This is a genomic window from Mesorhizobium sp. AR02, assembly GCF_024746835.1.
In the GTDB taxonomy this organism is placed as follows: Bacteria; Pseudomonadota; Alphaproteobacteria; order Rhizobiales; family Rhizobiaceae; genus Mesorhizobium.
Map to the genome: position 1 here is coordinate 6767360 of NZ_CP080531.1, position 16024 is coordinate 6783383.

Genomic DNA, 16024 nt, shown 5'->3' on the forward strand with positions numbered 1-16024 from the left:
CACGAAAAGCCCGGCGTGATTGCTCACGCCGGGCTTTCTGTTGGCCGATGATCCGTCGGCTACTCCTTGGCCTGCAGGTTGGTTCCGAGCGTATCCCTGACAAAGATCATGCCGATGATCAGTGACATTGCCGCGATCACCACCGGATACCAGAGACCGTAATAGATGTCGCCCTTGTAGGCGCTGAGCGCGAACACGGTCGCGGGCAGCAGGCCGCCGAACCAGCCATTGCCTATGTGATAGGGCAGCGACATGCCGGTGTAGCGAATGCGGGTCGGGAACATCTCGACCAGGATCGCGGCGATCGGGCCGTAAACCATGGTCACGAACAGTACCAGAATGAACAGGATGCCGATTGTCATCGGCCAGTTCACCGCGGCCGGATCGGCGAACATGGCAAAGGCGCCGCCGCCCGGAATGTTGTAGACAGTGACCTCGGGCGCGCCCGCCGCCTCATCGCTGGTCAACAGCTTGTCCTTGACCGCTTGGTCGGTCGGCACCGCTGCCTTTTCGCCGCCGCGGATAGCGGCTGCGTCGAGCTTGAGTTCAGGATTGGCTGCGATGAAGGCATCGAGTTTCTGGTCGGCAACCTTGATCGCCGCGCGCTTCAACGGATAACCACCGTCTTGCAGGGACATGTTGACGGCCTTGACGAAGGCCGCGTCCTTGGCCTTGGCCTGATCACCGGCGGCGACAGCATCGTAAGATGCCACCGTCTCTGTACCGATCTTGACCGACGCAGCCGTCCCGGCCGCAGCCGTCGACAACACGTCGTACGGAACGGAGTTCTTGGTCAGGAATGAAGTCGCGATGTCGCAGGACGTCGTGAACTTCGCCGTACCGACCGGATTGAACTGGAACCTGCAGTCGCCAGGGGCTGCCGTCACAGTTGCCCGTGTGTTCTGCTGTGCCTTGGCGAGTGCCGGGTTGGCCGCCCAGGTCAGCGCCTTGAACAGCGGGAAGGTGCAGACAATGGCAAGCGCGAGGCCAGCCATGATGATCGGCTTGCGGCCGATCTTGTCGGAGAGCCAGCCGAAGACGACGAAGAAGATCGAGCCAAACGCCAGCGCGATGGCGATCATGATGTTGACCGACTGCGCGTCGACCTTCAGCACGTTCTGCAGGAAGAACAATGCGTAGAACTGGCCATTGTACCAGACGACGGCCTGACCGGCGGTGAGGCCGAGCAATGCCAGCAGGGCGATCTTGGCGTTCTTCCACTGACCAAAGGCTTCCGAGAGCGGCGCCTTGGAGCCCTTCCCTTCGTCCTTCATCTTCAGGAAGGTCGGGGACTCCGAGAGAGACAACCGGATCCAGATCGAAACAGCGAGCAGCAGGAAAGAGACGATGAAAGGAATGCGCCAGCCCCAGTTGGCGTAGGTCTCCTTGCTCAGCGATCCCTGCACGATCAGGATGACGATCAGCGACAGGAACAGGCCGAGGGTTGCCGTCGTCTGGATCCAGGAGGTGTAGAAGCCGCGGCGATCGTCGGGCGCGTGCTCGGCGACATAGGTCGCCGCACCGCCATATTCGCCGCCCAGCGCCAAGCCCTGCAGCATGCGCAGGATGATCAGGATCGCGGGAGCCGCGATGCCCAAGGTTGCATAGCCGGGCAGCAGACCGACCAGGAAGGTCGACAGGCCCATGATCGTCATGGTGACCAGGAATGTGTATTTGCGGCCGACGAGGTCGCCGATGCGACCGAACAGCAGCGCGCCGAACGGACGCACCAGGAAGCCTGCGGCAAAGGCCAGCAGCGCGAAAATGTTGCGCGTTGCCTCGGGAATGGTCGGGCTGAAAAAGGTCGAGCCGATGAAAGCCGCCAGCGAGCCGTAGAGATAGAAATCGTACCATTCGAAAACGGTGCCGAGCGAGGAAGCGAAGATGACCTTCTTCTCTTCCCGCGTCATGCCGCGGCTGGTTCCGCCGGCGGTCGATGCCATTGCCATTGAGTTGTCCTCCCGTGAGACCCTGTCCTCGATGCTGAGCGCGAACGTCCACGCTCTCCTCCGAGCGCGGACTCGGAAATGCCGAGCATCCCGGAAAAAATGACAGAAAGCGCCCGCCGACGGCAGAGCGACGATGGGATTATGACTTTGGTATTAGGTGCGGTGCGGTAGGGACCGGCCGGTCAGGCCTTGAGCGCTTCGAGAAGGCTGACCGCAGCCACCATATCGCGCCTACGGGCGGCGCGGCGGGCGACTGCTTCGGCGTCCTGCCCCCAGTGCTCGATCTGCCAGTCCTCGTCGACATGGCCGGCGGCCCAGGCGGCCTCCGCGTCGAGCTCGCCGAAATCGACGGCCAGCGCCAGCAGCGCCGAACCGGTCAGAGAGGTCATGACGTGGATGGCGGCCAGCCGCAGCGGTTCCGCGCGCTGAGCAAGATGACTGCCCAGAACGGCGATAGACTCACGCGGCTGCTCGACATGGATGATCCCTTCGGCCAGGTTGAAGCGAGCCCCGAGTGCAGCGCGCGCCCAATCGATGACCGGATCCCACTGGTCGTTCTGCCGCTCGACCAGCCCTTGCGGCGCGTCGGCGCGGTAACAGAGCAGGTCCGATGAGGCAAACCGCAGTATGTCTTCCAGCACTGCCTGCGGATCGCTGGCGACGCCGTCGATGGCGGTGTTGACCAGGCGCATCACCGGCATCGTCACCGGATTGATCGTCTCACCCTGCTCCGCGAACTCGTCGGCAACCAACGCTGCAGCCGCCTCGGTCGGCAGCGCCAGCAGCGCCTTGCCCGGCGTGCGCACCGGCTTGCCGTCGAGATGCACGGCAAAACCGCCCTCTGTCAGCGCCACCGAGACGGCCTTGTAGAAGCGCTTGGGCAGCGGTGTCTTCATCTGAATCTGGGCTCGACGCACCGGATCCGGATCGGAAAGATACTTGCCTGCTTCGAGGTCGTTGAGGATGTCACGCATGAAAAATCTCTCTCACACCGGTGTCAGCTTGCGTGCCGGCCGGTTGACGATGATCAGGCCCGCTGCAATCAAGCCAAGTGCCAGGAAGATGCGAATGGTCAGTGGCTCGTTCAAGATGACCGCACCGCACAAAACGCCGAAAACCGGCGACAGGAAGGTGAAGCTGGACAGGCCGGAGGCCGGATAGCGGCGCAGCAGCCAGAACCACAGGACGTAGGTGAAAGCGACGATGTAGATCGCCTGGAAAAGCAGCGCCAATGTCGGCAACAAGGAGGGATCGCGCACCGGCGGACCGGCGAGAGGCAGCACCAATATGCCGACGATCGCCGCACCGGCGAGTTGATAGAGCAGCAGTTTTTCGGCGCTCGCCTCAACCAGTTTGGACCGCTTGATGAGGATATTGGTCAAAGCCCAGAAGAACCCGGAACCCAGGCTCAACAGGTCGCCGAACAGCATGTCCCCGCTGCCGCCAAGCTTGTCGGAAAAGACGGCGGCAAGGCCGGCGAAGGCCAGCAACAGGCCGAGGAACTTGCGCATGGTGATCTGCTCGCCAAGCAGGAAGTGACCGCCAATCAGCATCCAGAACGGCATCGAGTTGACCAGCAGTGTGTTGCGGGCAACGGTCGTGTGCTCCAGGCCGACATAGAGGCAGAGGAACTCGACGCCAAAAAGCACGCCAACCGCGATGCCAGCCAGCAACGTGCCATCGCGCGTGAACAGCGCGATGCCGCGCCAGCGGCACCAGAGGAAGACGCAGAAGCCGCCGATGATCGAGCGTGCGATCGACAGGAAGACAGGGTCGTAGCCGGCGTAGGAGATCTTGGCGGCGACGTAGTTCAGGCCCCAGGAAAAGGTCAGGCCGACCATGATGGCGGCGGCGGCCATGTCGACTGTGTCGCGCCGATCGAGCGCGTCGGTGGCGCCGCTCAAGCTCAATCCTCCGCGCTGGCGTCGTCGAAGCCGATCAGGTTCCAGCTCTGGCGCATATGCGGCGGCATTGGCGCTGTGACGTCGATGACGCCCTTGTCCGGGTGTGGAATGATGATGCGGCGCGCGTGCAGATGCAGGCGATTTTGAATGCCACCGGGGAAATCCCAATTGGTATCGGCCTCGAAATATTTCGGGTCGCCGATGATCGGGCAGCCGATATAGGCGGCGTGAACACGAAGCTGGTGGGTGCGGCCTGTAAAGGGCTCCATTTCCAGCCAGGTCATGGTCTGCGCCGCCTGCTCGATGATGCGGTAGTAGGAGACGGCGTGGTCGGCGCCTTTTTCACCATGCGCGGCGACCCGAACGCGGTCGCCGTCCTCAGTCGGCTCCTTGATCAGCCAGGTGGAGATCTTGTCCTCGCGCTTGGGTGGCACGCCTTTGACCAGGGCCCAATAGGTTTTCTTAGTCTCGCGGGCGCGGAACGCCTCCGACAGCTTCATGGCGGCCAGTCTCGTGCGGGCGACGACCAGCACGCCCGACGTGTCGCGGTCGAGCCGGTGGACCAGCCGCGGCTTCTCACCCTTCTGGCTGCGCCAGGCTTCCAGCATGTCGTCGACATTGCGGGTGACGCCCGAGCCGCCCTGCACCGCAAGGCCCGCCGGCTTGTTGAAGACGAAAACCTTCGGGTCCTCGTGGATCAGCATTTTTGCCAGGACGTCGGCATCGCCCTGGTTGCGGATCGAGTGACCGGTCAGCGCGCTCTCGCCCTTCTTGTCGACCTCGAGCGGCGGAACACGCACCACCTGGCCAGGCTCGACTCGGCTGTCGGCCTTGACGCGGCCGCCATCGACGCGGATCTGGCCGGAGCGCAGCAGCTTCTGCAGATGGCCGAAGCCAAGGCCCGGGAAATGGGTCTTGAACCAGCGATCGAGCCGCATGCCCGCCTCGCCGGCCTCCACCGTGATCTGTTCAACGCCTGCCATTTTTTCTTCGCTTGTCCGTTTCCAAAGCAGGGCTCGGCCTGCGCTTGGCGCGGCAATAGCACTAAGGCAGGCTTCTTGCGAGCCAAAGACCCAAAAACAGGGCGACAATGGCGCCAATGACGCTGACCAGCGCATATCCAAACGCCGGCAGCGTGGCGCCGCGCTCCCACAGTGTCGCGAAATCGAGCGAAAAAGCGGAAAACGTGGTGAAACCGCCAAAGATGCCGGTGGCGACAAACAGCCTGACTTCGTTCGATCCGCCGCGGCGTGCCAGGGTGGCGATGAACAGGCCCATGGCAAGGGAGCCGACAATGTTGATCGCCATCGTGCCCCAGGGAAAATTGGGGCCGACGAGGCGCAGCGCGCCCATATTGGTGAGATGGCGGATGCCGGCGCCGATGCCGCCGCCGACGACCACGAGAAGCAGATTGAGCATTGTCGTCTACTGCCCCTGTCGAGCCGGTGACGTCAATCCCTTCACGCCGAGGGCGATGGGATCGCACACACAGTTGAACGCGTCAGAAACCGCCTCTCGCGCCCATTGTCGAGCGAGAACATGCCGCCCCTGCCCGCCACGACGTCGATGATGAGATCGGTGTGTTTCCAGACCTCATACTGCGAAGAGCTGATGTAGACCGGCGTCTCGCCAATCTCGCCCAGCATGACATCGTTGTCGCCGACGATGAAATCGCCCTGGGGATAACACATCGGCGAGGAGCCGTCGCAGCAACCACCCGACTGATGGAACAGGACCGGGCCATGGTCGGCGATGATTTCAGCCAGGAAGGCTCTAGCCTCAGGCGTCGCCGAGACTTTTCCCAGGGAAACCTTGTCGAGCATGCCATCCTCCATCACGAAGAGATCGACGCGTGGCCCTATCAGCCACGCCTCTGTCTTGGTTGGTGCATGATCCCGGGAAAGGATCATGCGCGGCCCCGGGAGGCGATCAGAAGAAGCCAAGCTTCTTCGGGCTGTAGCTGACCAGCATGTTCTTGGTCTGCTGATAGTGGTCGAGCATCATCTTGTGGTTCTCGCGGCCGATGCCGGACTGCTTGTAGCCGCCGAACGCCGCGTGCGCGGGATAGGCGTGGTAGCAGTTGGTCCACACACGGCCGGCCTGAATGGCGCGGCCGAAGCGGTAGCAGCGGTTCGCGTCGCGGCTCCAGATGCCGGCGCCGAGGCCATAGAGCGTGTCGTTGGCGATCGACAGCGCCTCGTCGTCATCCTTGAAGGTCGTCACCGAGACCACCGGCCCGAAAATCTCCTCCTGGAAGACGCGCATCTTGTTGTGGCCCTTGAACACGGTCGGCTTGACGTAGTAGCCGCCGGCCAGATCGCCCGGCAGATGGTTCTGCTCGCCACCGATCAGCACCTCGGCGCCTTCCTGCTTGCCGATGTCGAAGTAGCTCAGGATCTTCTCCAGCTGTTCGCTCGATGCTTGTGCACCGATCATAGTTGCCGGGTCGAGCGGATCACCCTGGACGATCGCCTCGACGCGCTTCAGCGCCTTTTCCATGAACTTGTCGTAGATCTTCTCATGCACCAGCGCCCGGCTGGGGCAGGTGCAGACCTCGCCCTGGTTGAGCGCGAACATGACGAAGCCTTCGATCGCCTTGTCGAAGAAGTCATCATCCTCCGCTGTCACGTCCTGGAAGAAGATGTTGGGCGACTTGCCGCCGAGTTCGAGCGTCACCGGGATGAGGTTCTGGCTGGCATATTGCGAGATCAGCCGACCGGTCGTGGTTTCGCCGGTGAAGGCGATCTTGGCGATGCGGTTCGACGAAGCGAGCGGCTTGCCGGCTTCGAGGCCAAAGCCGTTGACAATGTTGAGCACACCGTCCGGCAACAGGTCGCCGATCAGGTCCGCCCACAGCATGATGGTGGCGGGTGTCTGTTCGGCCGGCTTCAGCACCACGCAGTTGCCGGCGGCAAGGGCTGGCGCCAGTTTCCAAACCGCCATCAGCAGCGGAAAATTCCAGGGAATGATCTGGCCGACGACGCCAAGCGGCTCATGGAAATGATAGGCGACGGTGTCATGGTCGATCTCGGAGATGCCGCCTTCCTGGGCGCGTACGGCTCCGGCGAAATAGCGGAAACGGTCGATGGCCAGTGGCAGGTCGGCGGCGGTCGTCTCGCGGATCGGCTTGCCGTTGTCCCAGGTTTCAGCGAGCGCCAGGAGATCGAGATTGTCCTCCATGCGATCGGCGATGCGGTTGAGGATCAGCGCACGGGCGGCGGCACTGGTCCTGCCCCAGGCGTCCTTGGCCTTGTGCGCGGCGTCGAGTGCCGCCTCAATGTCGTTTGCATCCGAACGGGCGATTTCGCCGAGCGGCTTCCCGTTGACCGGTGAGATGTTGTCGAAATACCTTCCTGAATGCGGCGCCACCCATTTGCCGCCGATGTAGTTGTCGTAGCGCTTGGCGAAGGGGACCTTGGCCGTGCGTGAAAATTCCACCTTGTTCATTGTCTTCCTCCCAGGAAACAGCGGTACGGGATGTACCGCGCTGCCAGGGAGAGTGAGGATGCCATCGGGCTTTGTCAGCCCGGGCAAATCATCCACACCAGGCCGACTGTCGCAAGATTGCGACAGGTTCGGCGCCGAAACCTCAATGTGGCCGACGGATGCCGAAGCGGGCGAGCTTGCGATGCAGAGTGGCCCGGGAAATGCCGAGATTGTGCGCAGCGGCAGAGACGTTGCCATCGGCGCGCGCGATCGCCCGCTGGATCACTCCGCGCTCCGCTTCGTCGAGTTCCTCCGCCGCCTTGGCAACGTCGCCGAGGATGTCGGCGGCGGGCAACCCCCTGGCGAGCGCCTGTTGCGTGATGCCGAGGGTCTGCCGCGCCGAGCGTGTCGCACCGACGACCAGATCATCACCGTCAACGGCGATGAGCGCGCCGGCGCCGCGCTCGGCCGCCGAGGCAAGCAGAATGCGGGCATTGGGAAAAGACAGGCGAAAATTCTCGGCCTCGATGCGGCGGGCAGCATCACCGACCGCCATGGCGATCAGGCCGACAAAGCCTTCGGTCAGATCCGACCGGCACGACGAGACATCGAGCGCGGCAGCCAGATTGCCCTCGTGGTCGTAAATCGGCGCCGTGGTGCAGCTCAGCAGCGTGTTGCTCGAAAAGAAGTGCTGGTCACGATGAATGGTCAGCGCGCGCTGGTCGGCCAGGCATGTGCCGATGCCGTTGGTGCCCTCGGAGTCCTCACTCCATACTGTCCCGGTCCACAGGCCCCATTCGTCGAAGGTCTCGTCATCGGCGGAAGCCCCACGGCGTTCGACAGGGATACCGTCGCGATCGGCCAGCAGGGCGCAACAGCCAATGCCGCCGACCGCTAGATAGAGACGATCAAGGCTCGCATCCGCAGCCCGCAGCAGCTGCTCGACCCGCTGCCGCGCCTGCCTGAACTCGCCTTCGGTCAGCCGTCGAGGCGCCTGTCGTTGGCCAGGATCCAGTCCATGCACCGTGAGCGAGCGTCTCCAGGAGGCAACCAACGCCGATCGGGCGGCATCGCTGGTGGCAATGGCCGCCTGGACGATATCGGCATGATGGGCCGGCTGTCCGCTCACCTCATCCTCCCAAGGCGCTTCCAACTCAAGCAGCGTTATATCCGTTCAGATATATCCGCTGCATCAGATGTAAAGGACCAGCGGCTGCTGGCGCTATAAGACAATGGTCCAACAGCAATTACGGGAGGTGGCCGATCGCTAAAAGCTCGCCAGAACGCTGCCAGCGAGGCCGGCAGCGCCGCGAAGCTTTCAGCTCAGGTGGTTTCGACCTTCTTCGGCTTGGTCGAGCCGATCATCTTCCAGTTCTTGTAGAACATCGAATTGATGCGTTCGACGCTGACTGACACGACAGCGAGCATGCCTGCTATCAGGCGCGGAACCGGGGACGGCCTGATAATGTCCATGAACACGCAGTAGCGGCGGCCGTCATATTCGTTGACCGAGCGATGCAGCAGTGTGTCGTCGAAAATGAACAGCGGGTTGTCGTACCAGTAGTTCTTGACGTTGCCGCATTCGACGAAGATTTCCGACTTCACCGGGACCAGATTGTAGAGGATGCGCAGGCTGAGCCGCAGCGGACCGAAATGCCAGGAGGTCGATTCGCGCTTGCTGAAGACCGACACAGCAATGGTCTTGATGTATTTGAAATCCTTGTTGAACTCGGCGACGTTGTCGATCCTGTGCTTGCCATACCACTGGTAGACATACATGCCGCGCCGGCCGGCGCCAAAATTGGCGTCGATGTCAGCGATGATCTCGTCCTTGCGCGCCTTGAAGATGTCCAGGACCTCATTGACCTCGCGCTGATAATCCTCTGGAAACTGCTCCAGCTTCCAGACGCCGGGGTTCCTATAGCAGAGCAGGTCGACCAGCAGGTTGAACGGCGACAGCAGCCAGGTGAACAGGCCGTTGCCAAGGAAGTAGCCTGAGAACAGCGACAGATCCTTCCTGTCGTTGCGCAGCACGTCGATCAGGCCGCAGACGATGAAGATCGTCGTCAGGATCGGGATGAAATAGAAGCCAAGGGCGAGAAGCGGGACGGCGATGGCGAATTTGCGAAGGGATTTGCGAAGGGTTTTTGTCATTTTTCCACGCGCGGAGCGCGATCCTGTTGCGAATGAGTGTGCCAAATCTCGGCAACGACCACCGCCCGGCCGTGCGCCTTGATAAGGTTTTTTGGGTCGCCGCACAACGCCACGACGTTGTGGCCTGGCAGCTGCCTGGTGGAATTTGCCAGACTTCGGTCAATGCACCGCTGGGGTCAATGCACCGCTGGCAAGCCGAGTTCGTCCCATTTCTCCCTAGCCACGGGATCGCCGACCAGGAACTCAAAGCCGATGACGCTTTCGCCGTCTCGTGCGAGCTGGCAGTTGAACATCAGACTATACCAGTTTTTGCGGCTGCGGAAAGCCGCGCCATCGGCGGCGATCATGGTGCCGCTGATCTTCTCCTCGGCCGTTGCGCAAGGCACGACGCGCTCCGGCTGAAAGTCCGCGCGCCAACGCCGGATCTGGTCCGAGATTGCACCATGCGCTCGTCGGAAGCGAAGGTCGCAAGATCGGCGCGCGCTTGCCGGCTGCGCGGATCGGCGAGCGTCTTGGCCGACAGCATTTCGGTCGGCCGGATCATGGCCGGCGCGGTGGGCGGTTGAAATTGAGGAGCACTCGGCGACGGTGTGGGCGGCATCGCTTGCGCCTCGGGTGCCGGAGGTGGCGCCGGCGGTGGCCTTGTCGCGGCCTCGAACTGCTGCGGCGTCAGAATGTCGACCGACACCCGCTCCTCTTCCAACCGCCTCGGCGGCTTCGGCAGCGGCATGAGCGCCAGCGTTGCGGCCAGCAGCGTGTGAAGAACAACCGACGCGGGAATGCCCCATGGCGAGGCCTCGCTTCGAAGCGTGACGACCACCGGGCCGCGCAAGTCAGCTATTCCCGTTCCTTGCGCAGCTTCGCCCAGTAGTCGAGCCGCTTCCTGATATCGCGCTCGAAACCACGCTCAGGCGGATCGTAGAAGGTCTGGCGGCCCATTTTTTCGGGAAAATAGTCCTGGCCCGAAAAGGCGTCCGGCTCATCATGATCGTAGCGATAGCCCGCGCCGTAATCCTCTTCCTTCATCAGCTTGGTCGGAGCGTTGAGGATATGCTTGGGCGGCAGCAGCGAGCCATGCTCCTTGGCAGCGCGCGTGGCGGCCTTGAAGGCGGTGTAGACGGCATTGGATTTGGGCGCGGTGGCGAGATAGACGGTGGCCTCGGCAAAGGCGAGTTCGCCCTCCGGCGAGCCCAGATAGTCATACGCATCCTTGGCGGCATTGGCGACGACCAGCGCCTGCGGATCGGCAAGGCCGATATCCTCCATCGCCATGCGCACCAGCCGGCGGCCGAGATAGAGAGGATCCTCGCCGGCATCGAACATGCGCGCGAGATAGTAGAGCGCTGCATCGGGATCCGAGCCACGCACCGATTTGTGCAGCGCCGAGATCAGATTGTAATGGCCGTCCTGGCCCTTGTCGTAGATCGGCGCGCGGCGTTGGACGATGCGCTGCAGCCCTTCGGGATCGAAGACCTCGCCGGGCTTGGCGGCACGCCAGACTTCCTCGGCGAGCGTCAGCGATGCGCGTCCGTCGCCATCGCTCATGCGGATCAGCATCGTACGCGCCTCGTCATCGAGCGGCAGCGCCCTGCCCTCCGTCTCCTCCGCCCGCACCATCAGCTTGGCGATGCTCTCCTCACCGAGCGAATGAAAGACCATGACGCGCGCGCGGGACAACAGGGCCGCGTTGAGTTCGAAGGACGGGTTTTCGGTCGTGGCGCCGACTAGGACGACCGTCCCATCCTCCATGACGGGGAGAAAGGAATCCTGCTGGGCGCGATTGAAGCGGTGGATCTCATCGACGAAAAGCAGGGTCTGACGACCGTTGGCGCGGCGAAGCTTGGCCGCCTCGAAGACTTTCTTCAGGTCGGCAACGCCGGAAAAGACCGCCGATATCTGCTCGAAGGCAAGGCTGGTTTCGCCGGCGAGCAACCTTGCCACGGTGGTCTTGCCGGTGCCTGGCGGCCCCCAGAAGATCATCGAGCCGAGCGAGCCGGACCCGATCAGCCGGGTCAGCGCGCCATCGGGGCCGGTCAGATGCTCCTGGCCAACGACCTCGCCAAGATTCTTTGGCCGCAGCCTGTCGGCCAGCGGCCGCCCGGGCGGCGCCTTTTCCGGTTCATCGACGCTGAACAGATCGGCCATGCACTTCTTTTGGTTGGAGCGCGATCCCTTCAGATCGAACTCAGTAACGCAACACCTGGCGCAGTATCTGCCCGCCACGCTCGACGGTAAAGCGCCACCAGCGCGTATCCTGCTGGGCAACCTGCGCCAGCGTCGCGGCGGTGTCGATGGTGGTGCCGTTGACCTCGCGCACGATATCGCCCGGCAGGAAGCCGAAATCGGCGGCCGGAGAATCGCGGTTGACATCGATCACCGTGACGCCCTTGAGGTCGGTGCGCAGGCCAAGCTTCTGGGCAAGGCGCGGCGACAGTTCCGCAACCTTGGCGCCCGAGAACGGGCTGCGGCCATGCAGCGTCACTTCCGAGGCCTTCGCACCCTCCGGCGCGCGCTCCAAAGCGATGTCCATGGCTGCCTTCTGGCCCTTGGTCAGGATCGCGAAATTCGCCTTGGTGCCGATCGACAGCGTCGCCATGCGATAGTCCAGCGCCTCGATGCTCTCGACAGGCTTGCCGTTGATCTGCAGCACGACATCACCCGCCTTCAGCCCAGCCTTGCCCGCCGGTCCGGTCGCTTCGACGGAAGAGACCAGCGCCCCGGTCGGCTTCTCCATGCCAAGCGATTCGGCGATCTGCGGCGTCACCGCTTCGAATTCGGCGCCGATATAGGGCCGCTCGAAGAAATCGAGGCCGGCCTTGGCGGCATCGGCAAAAGCCCGCACCATATTGGCGGGGATAGCAAAGCCGATGCCGATCGAGCCGCCGCTGCGGCTGTAGATCGCCGTGTTGATGCCGACCAGCTGGCCGCCCATGTTGATCAGCGCGCCGCCGGAATTGCCGGGATTGATGGCGGCGTCGGTCTGGATGAAATAGCCCGAATCCGAAACGCCGATATGGCTGCGGGCAAGCGCCGAAACGATGCCGCTGGTGGTGGTCTGGCCAACGCCGAAGGGGTTGCCGATGGCCAGCACCAGATCGCCTACCTCGAGCGCGTCGGAATCGCCGATGGCGATGACCGGGAAGGGTTTGTCGGATTCGATCTTGAGCACCGCAAGGTCGAGCGTCTCGTCCTTGAGCATCACCTTGCTGGTGAATTCACGGCCGTCGGCGGTCGCCACCTTGACCTCGTCGGCATCCTTGATGACGTGGAAATTGGTGACGATGACACCGCTCGGATCGACGAGCACGCCTGAGCCCAGCGAGGACTGCGCGCGCGGCTGGGCGCGGCCGAAAAACTCCTCGAAGAACGGATCGCCTTCAAAAGGCGATGTGACCTTGGCCGTCTGCGACGCATAGACATTGACCACGGCCGGCGCGGTCTGCTTGACCAGCGGCGCAAACGAAAGCTGCACCTCCTCGCGGCCGAACGGAACGCGCTTGTCTGGACCGGAGGTGGAATTCTCGCCTTCAACGCCATGCAACAGATCGGTCAGCACGTCCGACAGGCCCGGATCGGCTGGCTTGGCGGCGTCTTCGGCCAGCGCCTGCCGGACTGCCGGTGCGGCTGCGAACACCATGAAGGCGCAGAGCAGAACAAGGGACAGTCTTTTGGCGCGCATTCGCGAATCCTCCAAGGCAAGTTCGGGCGCATTGTCCCGACGATTGTGCAAAATGAAAGGCTAAGCCGCTGAAATCCGATTATTTTCGCGTCGGCAGATCGTTTAAGACACGCATTGGAACGCGCAGAACATGAAAAAGGGGCCCGCAGGCCCCTTCAATTCATTCTGGAAAGACGTGGCGTTATGCGGCTGCGGCGTCCGCTTCGGTACCTTCGGCTTCGATGCGAGCGCGGTCGCCGGCGCCCTTGGCCGAGGTGTCGCGATCGACGAACTCGATGACGGCCATCGCGGCATTGTCGCCGTGACGGAAGCCCGCCTTCATGATGCGCAGGTAGCCGCCATTGCGGTTGGCGTAGCGCGGGGCGATGGTGTCGAACAGGCGCTTGACGACGCCTTCATTGCCGATCTGGGCAATGACCTGGCGGCGGGCGTGCAGGTCGCCGCGCTTGCCGAGCGTTACCAGCTTCTCGACGATCGGACGCAGGTCCTTCGCCTTCGGCAGAGTGGTGACGATCTGCTCGTGCTCGAGCAGCGACACGGCGAGGTTGGCGAACATCGACTTGCGATGGCTAATGCTTCGGGCGAAGCGACGGCCTTTGAAACCGTGGCGCATGGCTCTTTTCCTTCTTCAGTTGTTCAAGAGGCCAAGGCCTCTGATGGTTTTCCGCATGACCGTCGGATCGAGCGGCCCAGGCCGCCGATCCTTGGAATTCATGCTCAATATTGATCTTCGTAGCGCTTGGCGAGGTCTTCGATGTTTTCCGGCGGCCAGTCCGGCACTTCCATGCCGAGATGCAGGCCCATCGCCGCGAGCACTTCCTTGATCTCGTTCAGCGACTTGCGGCCGAAGTTCGGGGTGCGCAGCATCTCGGCTTCGGTCTTCTGGATGAGATCGCCGATGTAGACGATGTTGTCGTTCTTCAGGCAGTTGGCCGAACGCACCGAAAGCTCGAGTTCGTCGACCTTCTTGAGCAGCGCCGGGTTGAAGGCGAGTTCGGTGACGGCTTCGGCAGCGACTTCCTTCTGCGGCTCGTCGAAGTTGACGAACAGTCCGAGCTGGTCCTGCAGGATGCGAGCAGCGAAAGCTACCGCGTCCTCGCCCGAGATCGAACCGTCGGTCTCGATGGTCATGGTCAGCTTGTCATAGTCGAGAACCTGACCCTCGCGGGTGTTCTCGACCTTGTAGGAGACCTTCTTGACCGGCGAGTAGAGGCTGTCGACCGGGATCAGGCCGATCGGCGCGTCCTCGGCGCGGTTGCGCTCGGCCGGCACGTAACCCTTGCCGGTGTCGACGGTGAATTCCATGCGGATTTCAGCGCCTTCGTCCAGCGTGCAGATGACGTGGTCGGGGTTGAGGATCTCGACGTCGCCAACCGTCTGGATGTCGCCGGCGAGAACCGCACCCGGGCCCTGCTTGCGAACGACCATGCGCTTGGGGCCGTCGCCTTCCATGCGGATGGCGATTTCCTTGATGTTCAAGACGATGTCGGTCACGTCCTCGCGCACACCGGCGATGGACGAGAATTCATGCAGGACGCCGTCGATCTGCACGGCGGTGACAGCCGCACCGCGCAGTGAAGACAGAAGCACGCGGCGCAGCGCGTTGCCCAGCGTGAGGCCAAAGCCGCGCTCGAGCGGCTCGGCGACCAGCGTGGTCAGAGTCTTCTTCTTCGACGAGAACTCGATCTTGTTCGGCTTGATCAGTTCCTGCCAATTTTTCTGGATCATGATGCTTTCCTTCCGTTGACCCGCCACCATCCAATCGTGGCGGGCGACCTGGAATACCGCGGAGGAACGCCTTTCGGCGTTCGCGCGGCGTTCGGTAATTTCTTAGACGCGGCGCTTCTTGCGCGGGCGGCAGCCATTGTGCGGGATCGGCGTCACATCACGGATCGAGGTGATGGTGAAGCCGGCCGCCTGCAGGGCGCGCAAAGCCGATTCACGACCGGAGCCGGGTCCGCAGACCTCGACTTCGAGCATGCGCATGCCGTGTTCCTGGGCCTTCTTGGCAACGTCCTCGGCAGCCATCTGGGCGGCGAACGGGGTCGACTTGCGCGAACCCTTGAAGCCCTGGGCACCGGCCGACGACCAGGCGATCGAATTGCCCTGCGCGTCGGTGATGGTGATCATCGTGTTGTTGAAGGTCGAATTGACGTGGGCAACGCCCGACGAGATATTCTTGCGTTCGCGACGGCGAACACGAGCGGCTTCCTTGGCCATGATAGTCCTTTCAGTTGATCTCTACACCGCCGTAATGCCAGCGGCTCCACCAGGGAGAAGGCAGTAGGGGAATATGGCAGTAGGGCAGTATGTCTGCCGGTCTATTGCCTTGCTGCCCTACTCCCTTACTGCCCCAAATTACTTCTTCTTGCCGGCGATCGACTTGGCCGGGCCCTTGCGGGTACGTGCATTGGTGTGCGTGCGCTGGCCGCGAACCGGCAGCGAGCGGCGGTGACGCAGACCGCGGTAGCAGCCGAGGTCCATGAGCCGCTTGATGTTCATCGAGACTTCGCGGCGCAGGTCGCCCTCGACCTGGTAGTCGCGGTCGATGGTCTCGCGGATCTGCAAGACTTCCGCGTCGGTCAGCTGGTTGACGCGGCGCTCGGCCGGGATGCCGACCTTGTCGACGATCTCCTGGGCGAACTTCTTGCCAATGCCGTGAATGTACTGAAGCGCAATGACGACGCGCTTGTTAGTCGGAATGTTGACGCCGGCTATACGAGCCATGTTCTTCTCTTCTCCATGTGGGCCGGACAAGCCGGCGTTATTCAGATTGCCCCGCGTCCGGTGGAGGCCGGCCCTTGCGGGTGTTTCCAGTTCAAAGCCACTGCGTTGCCCTTGCGGACAAGCAAAGTTCGCACCTGATAGGAAGACGGGCCGCCATACCGCAGCGAGCCGCCTCCGTCAAGCCT

Annotated in this window: 17 protein-coding genes; all 17 read right to left on the reverse strand. The window is 62.7% G+C overall.

The window, feature by feature from the left end; all coding sequences use genetic code 11:
- Positions 1–59 precede the first annotated feature (59 nt).
- The 17 genes from DBIPINDM_RS36995 to rpsM all read right to left on the reverse strand — a co-directional run bounded on the left by DBIPINDM_RS36995 (position 60) and on the right by rpsM (position 15839).
- The gene (locus DBIPINDM_RS36995) at positions 60–1949 is read right to left on the reverse strand and encodes an MFS transporter (RefSeq protein WP_258583894.1); all 1890 of its coding nucleotides are present in this window, start codon (positions 1947–1949) and stop codon (positions 60–62) included.
- A gap of 182 nt (positions 1950–2131) precedes the next feature.
- On the reverse strand, positions 2132–2923 hold the full coding sequence (locus DBIPINDM_RS37000; RefSeq protein WP_258583895.1) for an ATP12 family chaperone protein: 792 nt from the start codon (positions 2921–2923) through the stop codon (positions 2132–2134).
- A 12-nt stretch (positions 2924–2935) separates the two neighbouring features.
- A complete protein-coding gene (locus DBIPINDM_RS37005; RefSeq protein ID WP_258589432.1) occupies positions 2936–3808 on the reverse strand; it encodes a DMT family transporter in 873 nt (290 codons plus the stop codon).
- A gap of 47 nt (positions 3809–3855) precedes the next feature.
- Positions 3856–4836 carry an RluA family pseudouridine synthase gene (locus DBIPINDM_RS37010; RefSeq protein ID WP_258583900.1) on the reverse strand — a complete coding sequence of 327 codons (981 nt, stop codon included), beginning with the start codon at positions 4834–4836 and terminating at the stop codon, positions 3856–3858.
- A gap of 61 nt (positions 4837–4897) precedes the next feature.
- On the reverse strand, positions 4898–5272 hold the full coding sequence (gene crcB / locus DBIPINDM_RS37015; RefSeq protein WP_258583901.1) for a fluoride efflux transporter CrcB: 375 nt from the start codon (positions 5270–5272) through the stop codon (positions 4898–4900).
- Positions 5273–5313: 41 nt separating this feature from the next.
- On the reverse strand, positions 5314–5715 hold the full coding sequence (locus DBIPINDM_RS37020) for a DUF779 domain-containing protein (protein ID WP_416361801.1): 402 nt from the start codon (positions 5713–5715) through the stop codon (positions 5314–5316).
- Between the two features lie 67 nt (positions 5716–5782).
- Positions 5783–7300 carry an aldehyde dehydrogenase gene (gene adh, locus DBIPINDM_RS37025; protein ID WP_258583902.1) on the reverse strand — a complete coding sequence of 506 codons (1518 nt, stop codon included), beginning with the start codon at positions 7298–7300 and terminating at the stop codon, positions 5783–5785.
- Between the two features lie 142 nt (positions 7301–7442).
- Positions 7443–8408: a helix-turn-helix domain-containing protein gene (locus tag DBIPINDM_RS37030; protein ID WP_258583904.1), complete on the reverse strand. Its 966-nt coding sequence runs from the start codon at positions 8406–8408 to the stop codon at positions 7443–7445.
- Between the two features lie 194 nt (positions 8409–8602).
- Positions 8603–9433, reverse strand: a complete 831-nt coding sequence (locus DBIPINDM_RS37035; RefSeq protein WP_258583905.1) for an aspartyl/asparaginyl beta-hydroxylase domain-containing protein — start codon at positions 9431–9433, stop codon at positions 8603–8605.
- A 176-nt stretch (positions 9434–9609) separates the two neighbouring features.
- Positions 9610–9819, reverse strand: a complete 210-nt coding sequence (locus DBIPINDM_RS37040; protein WP_258583906.1) for a DUF930 domain-containing protein — start codon at positions 9817–9819, stop codon at positions 9610–9612.
- Positions 9777–10265: a hypothetical protein gene (locus DBIPINDM_RS37045; protein ID WP_258589483.1), complete on the reverse strand. Its 489-nt coding sequence runs from the start codon at positions 10263–10265 to the stop codon at positions 9777–9779. The genes DBIPINDM_RS37040 and DBIPINDM_RS37045 overlap by 43 nt, the downstream gene beginning before the upstream one ends.
- Positions 10266–10270: 5 nt before the next feature.
- Entirely contained in the window at positions 10271–11578 is a 1308-nt protein-coding gene (locus tag DBIPINDM_RS37050; RefSeq protein WP_258583907.1) for a replication-associated recombination protein A, read from the reverse strand.
- A 40-nt stretch (positions 11579–11618) separates the two neighbouring features.
- Positions 11619–13112, reverse strand: coding sequence for a DegQ family serine endoprotease (locus DBIPINDM_RS37055; RefSeq protein WP_258583908.1), 1494 nt, complete (start codon positions 13110–13112; stop codon positions 11619–11621).
- 181 nt (positions 13113–13293) lie between these two features.
- On the reverse strand, positions 13294–13725 hold the full coding sequence (rplQ, locus tag DBIPINDM_RS37060; protein WP_258583909.1) for a 50S ribosomal protein L17: 432 nt from the start codon (positions 13723–13725) through the stop codon (positions 13294–13296).
- Positions 13726–13829: 104 nt separating this feature from the next.
- Complete coding sequence (locus tag DBIPINDM_RS37065; RefSeq protein ID WP_006205443.1) at positions 13830–14840, reverse strand: DNA-directed RNA polymerase subunit alpha; 1011 nt, start codon at positions 14838–14840, stop codon at positions 13830–13832.
- Positions 14841–14942: 102 nt separating this feature from the next.
- The gene (gene rpsK / locus DBIPINDM_RS37070; protein ID WP_006205444.1) at positions 14943–15332 is read right to left on the reverse strand and encodes a 30S ribosomal protein S11; all 390 of its coding nucleotides are present in this window, start codon (positions 15330–15332) and stop codon (positions 14943–14945) included.
- A gap of 138 nt (positions 15333–15470) precedes the next feature.
- Positions 15471–15839, reverse strand: a complete 369-nt coding sequence (rpsM, locus tag DBIPINDM_RS37075; protein WP_006205445.1) for a 30S ribosomal protein S13 — start codon at positions 15837–15839, stop codon at positions 15471–15473.
- Between the last annotated feature and the right edge of the window lie 185 nt (positions 15840–16024).

Excerpts from the sequence above, each read along its gene's own strand:
- DBIPINDM_RS37065 (WP_006205443.1), bottom strand. The coding sequence starts at position 14,840 with ATGATCCAGAAAAATTGGCAGGAACTGATCAAGCCGAACAAGATCGAG.
- DBIPINDM_RS37010 (WP_258583900.1), bottom strand. The coding sequence starts at position 4,836 with ATGGCAGGCGTTGAACAGATCACGGTGGAGGCCGGCGAGGCGGGCATG.
- rpsM (WP_006205445.1), bottom strand. The coding sequence starts at position 15,839 with ATGGCTCGTATAGCCGGCGTCAACATTCCGACTAACAAGCGCGTCGTC.
- rplQ (WP_258583909.1), bottom strand. The coding sequence starts at position 13,725 with ATGCGCCACGGTTTCAAAGGCCGTCGCTTCGCCCGAAGCATTAGCCAT.
- adh (WP_258583902.1), bottom strand. The coding sequence starts at position 7,300 with ATGAACAAGGTGGAATTTTCACGCACGGCCAAGGTCCCCTTCGCCAAG.
- rpsK (WP_006205444.1), bottom strand. The coding sequence starts at position 15,332 with ATGGCCAAGGAAGCCGCTCGTGTTCGCCGTCGCGAACGCAAGAATATC.
- crcB (WP_258583901.1), bottom strand. The coding sequence starts at position 5,272 with ATGCTCAATCTGCTTCTCGTGGTCGTCGGCGGCGGCATCGGCGCCGGC.
- DBIPINDM_RS37055 (WP_258583908.1), bottom strand. The coding sequence starts at position 13,112 with ATGCGCGCCAAAAGACTGTCCCTTGTTCTGCTCTGCGCCTTCATGGTG.
- DBIPINDM_RS37005 (WP_258589432.1), bottom strand. The coding sequence starts at position 3,808 with ATGGCCGCCGCCGCCATCATGGTCGGCCTGACCTTTTCCTGGGGCCTG.
- DBIPINDM_RS37000 (WP_258583895.1), bottom strand. The coding sequence starts at position 2,923 with ATGCGTGACATCCTCAACGACCTCGAAGCAGGCAAGTATCTTTCCGAT.
- DBIPINDM_RS37035 (WP_258583905.1), bottom strand. The coding sequence starts at position 9,433 with ATGACAAAAACCCTTCGCAAATCCCTTCGCAAATTCGCCATCGCCGTC.
- DBIPINDM_RS37050 (WP_258583907.1), bottom strand. The coding sequence starts at position 11,578 with ATGGCCGATCTGTTCAGCGTCGATGAACCGGAAAAGGCGCCGCCCGGG.
- DBIPINDM_RS36995 (WP_258583894.1), bottom strand. The coding sequence starts at position 1,949 with ATGGCAATGGCATCGACCGCCGGCGGAACCAGCCGCGGCATGACGCGG.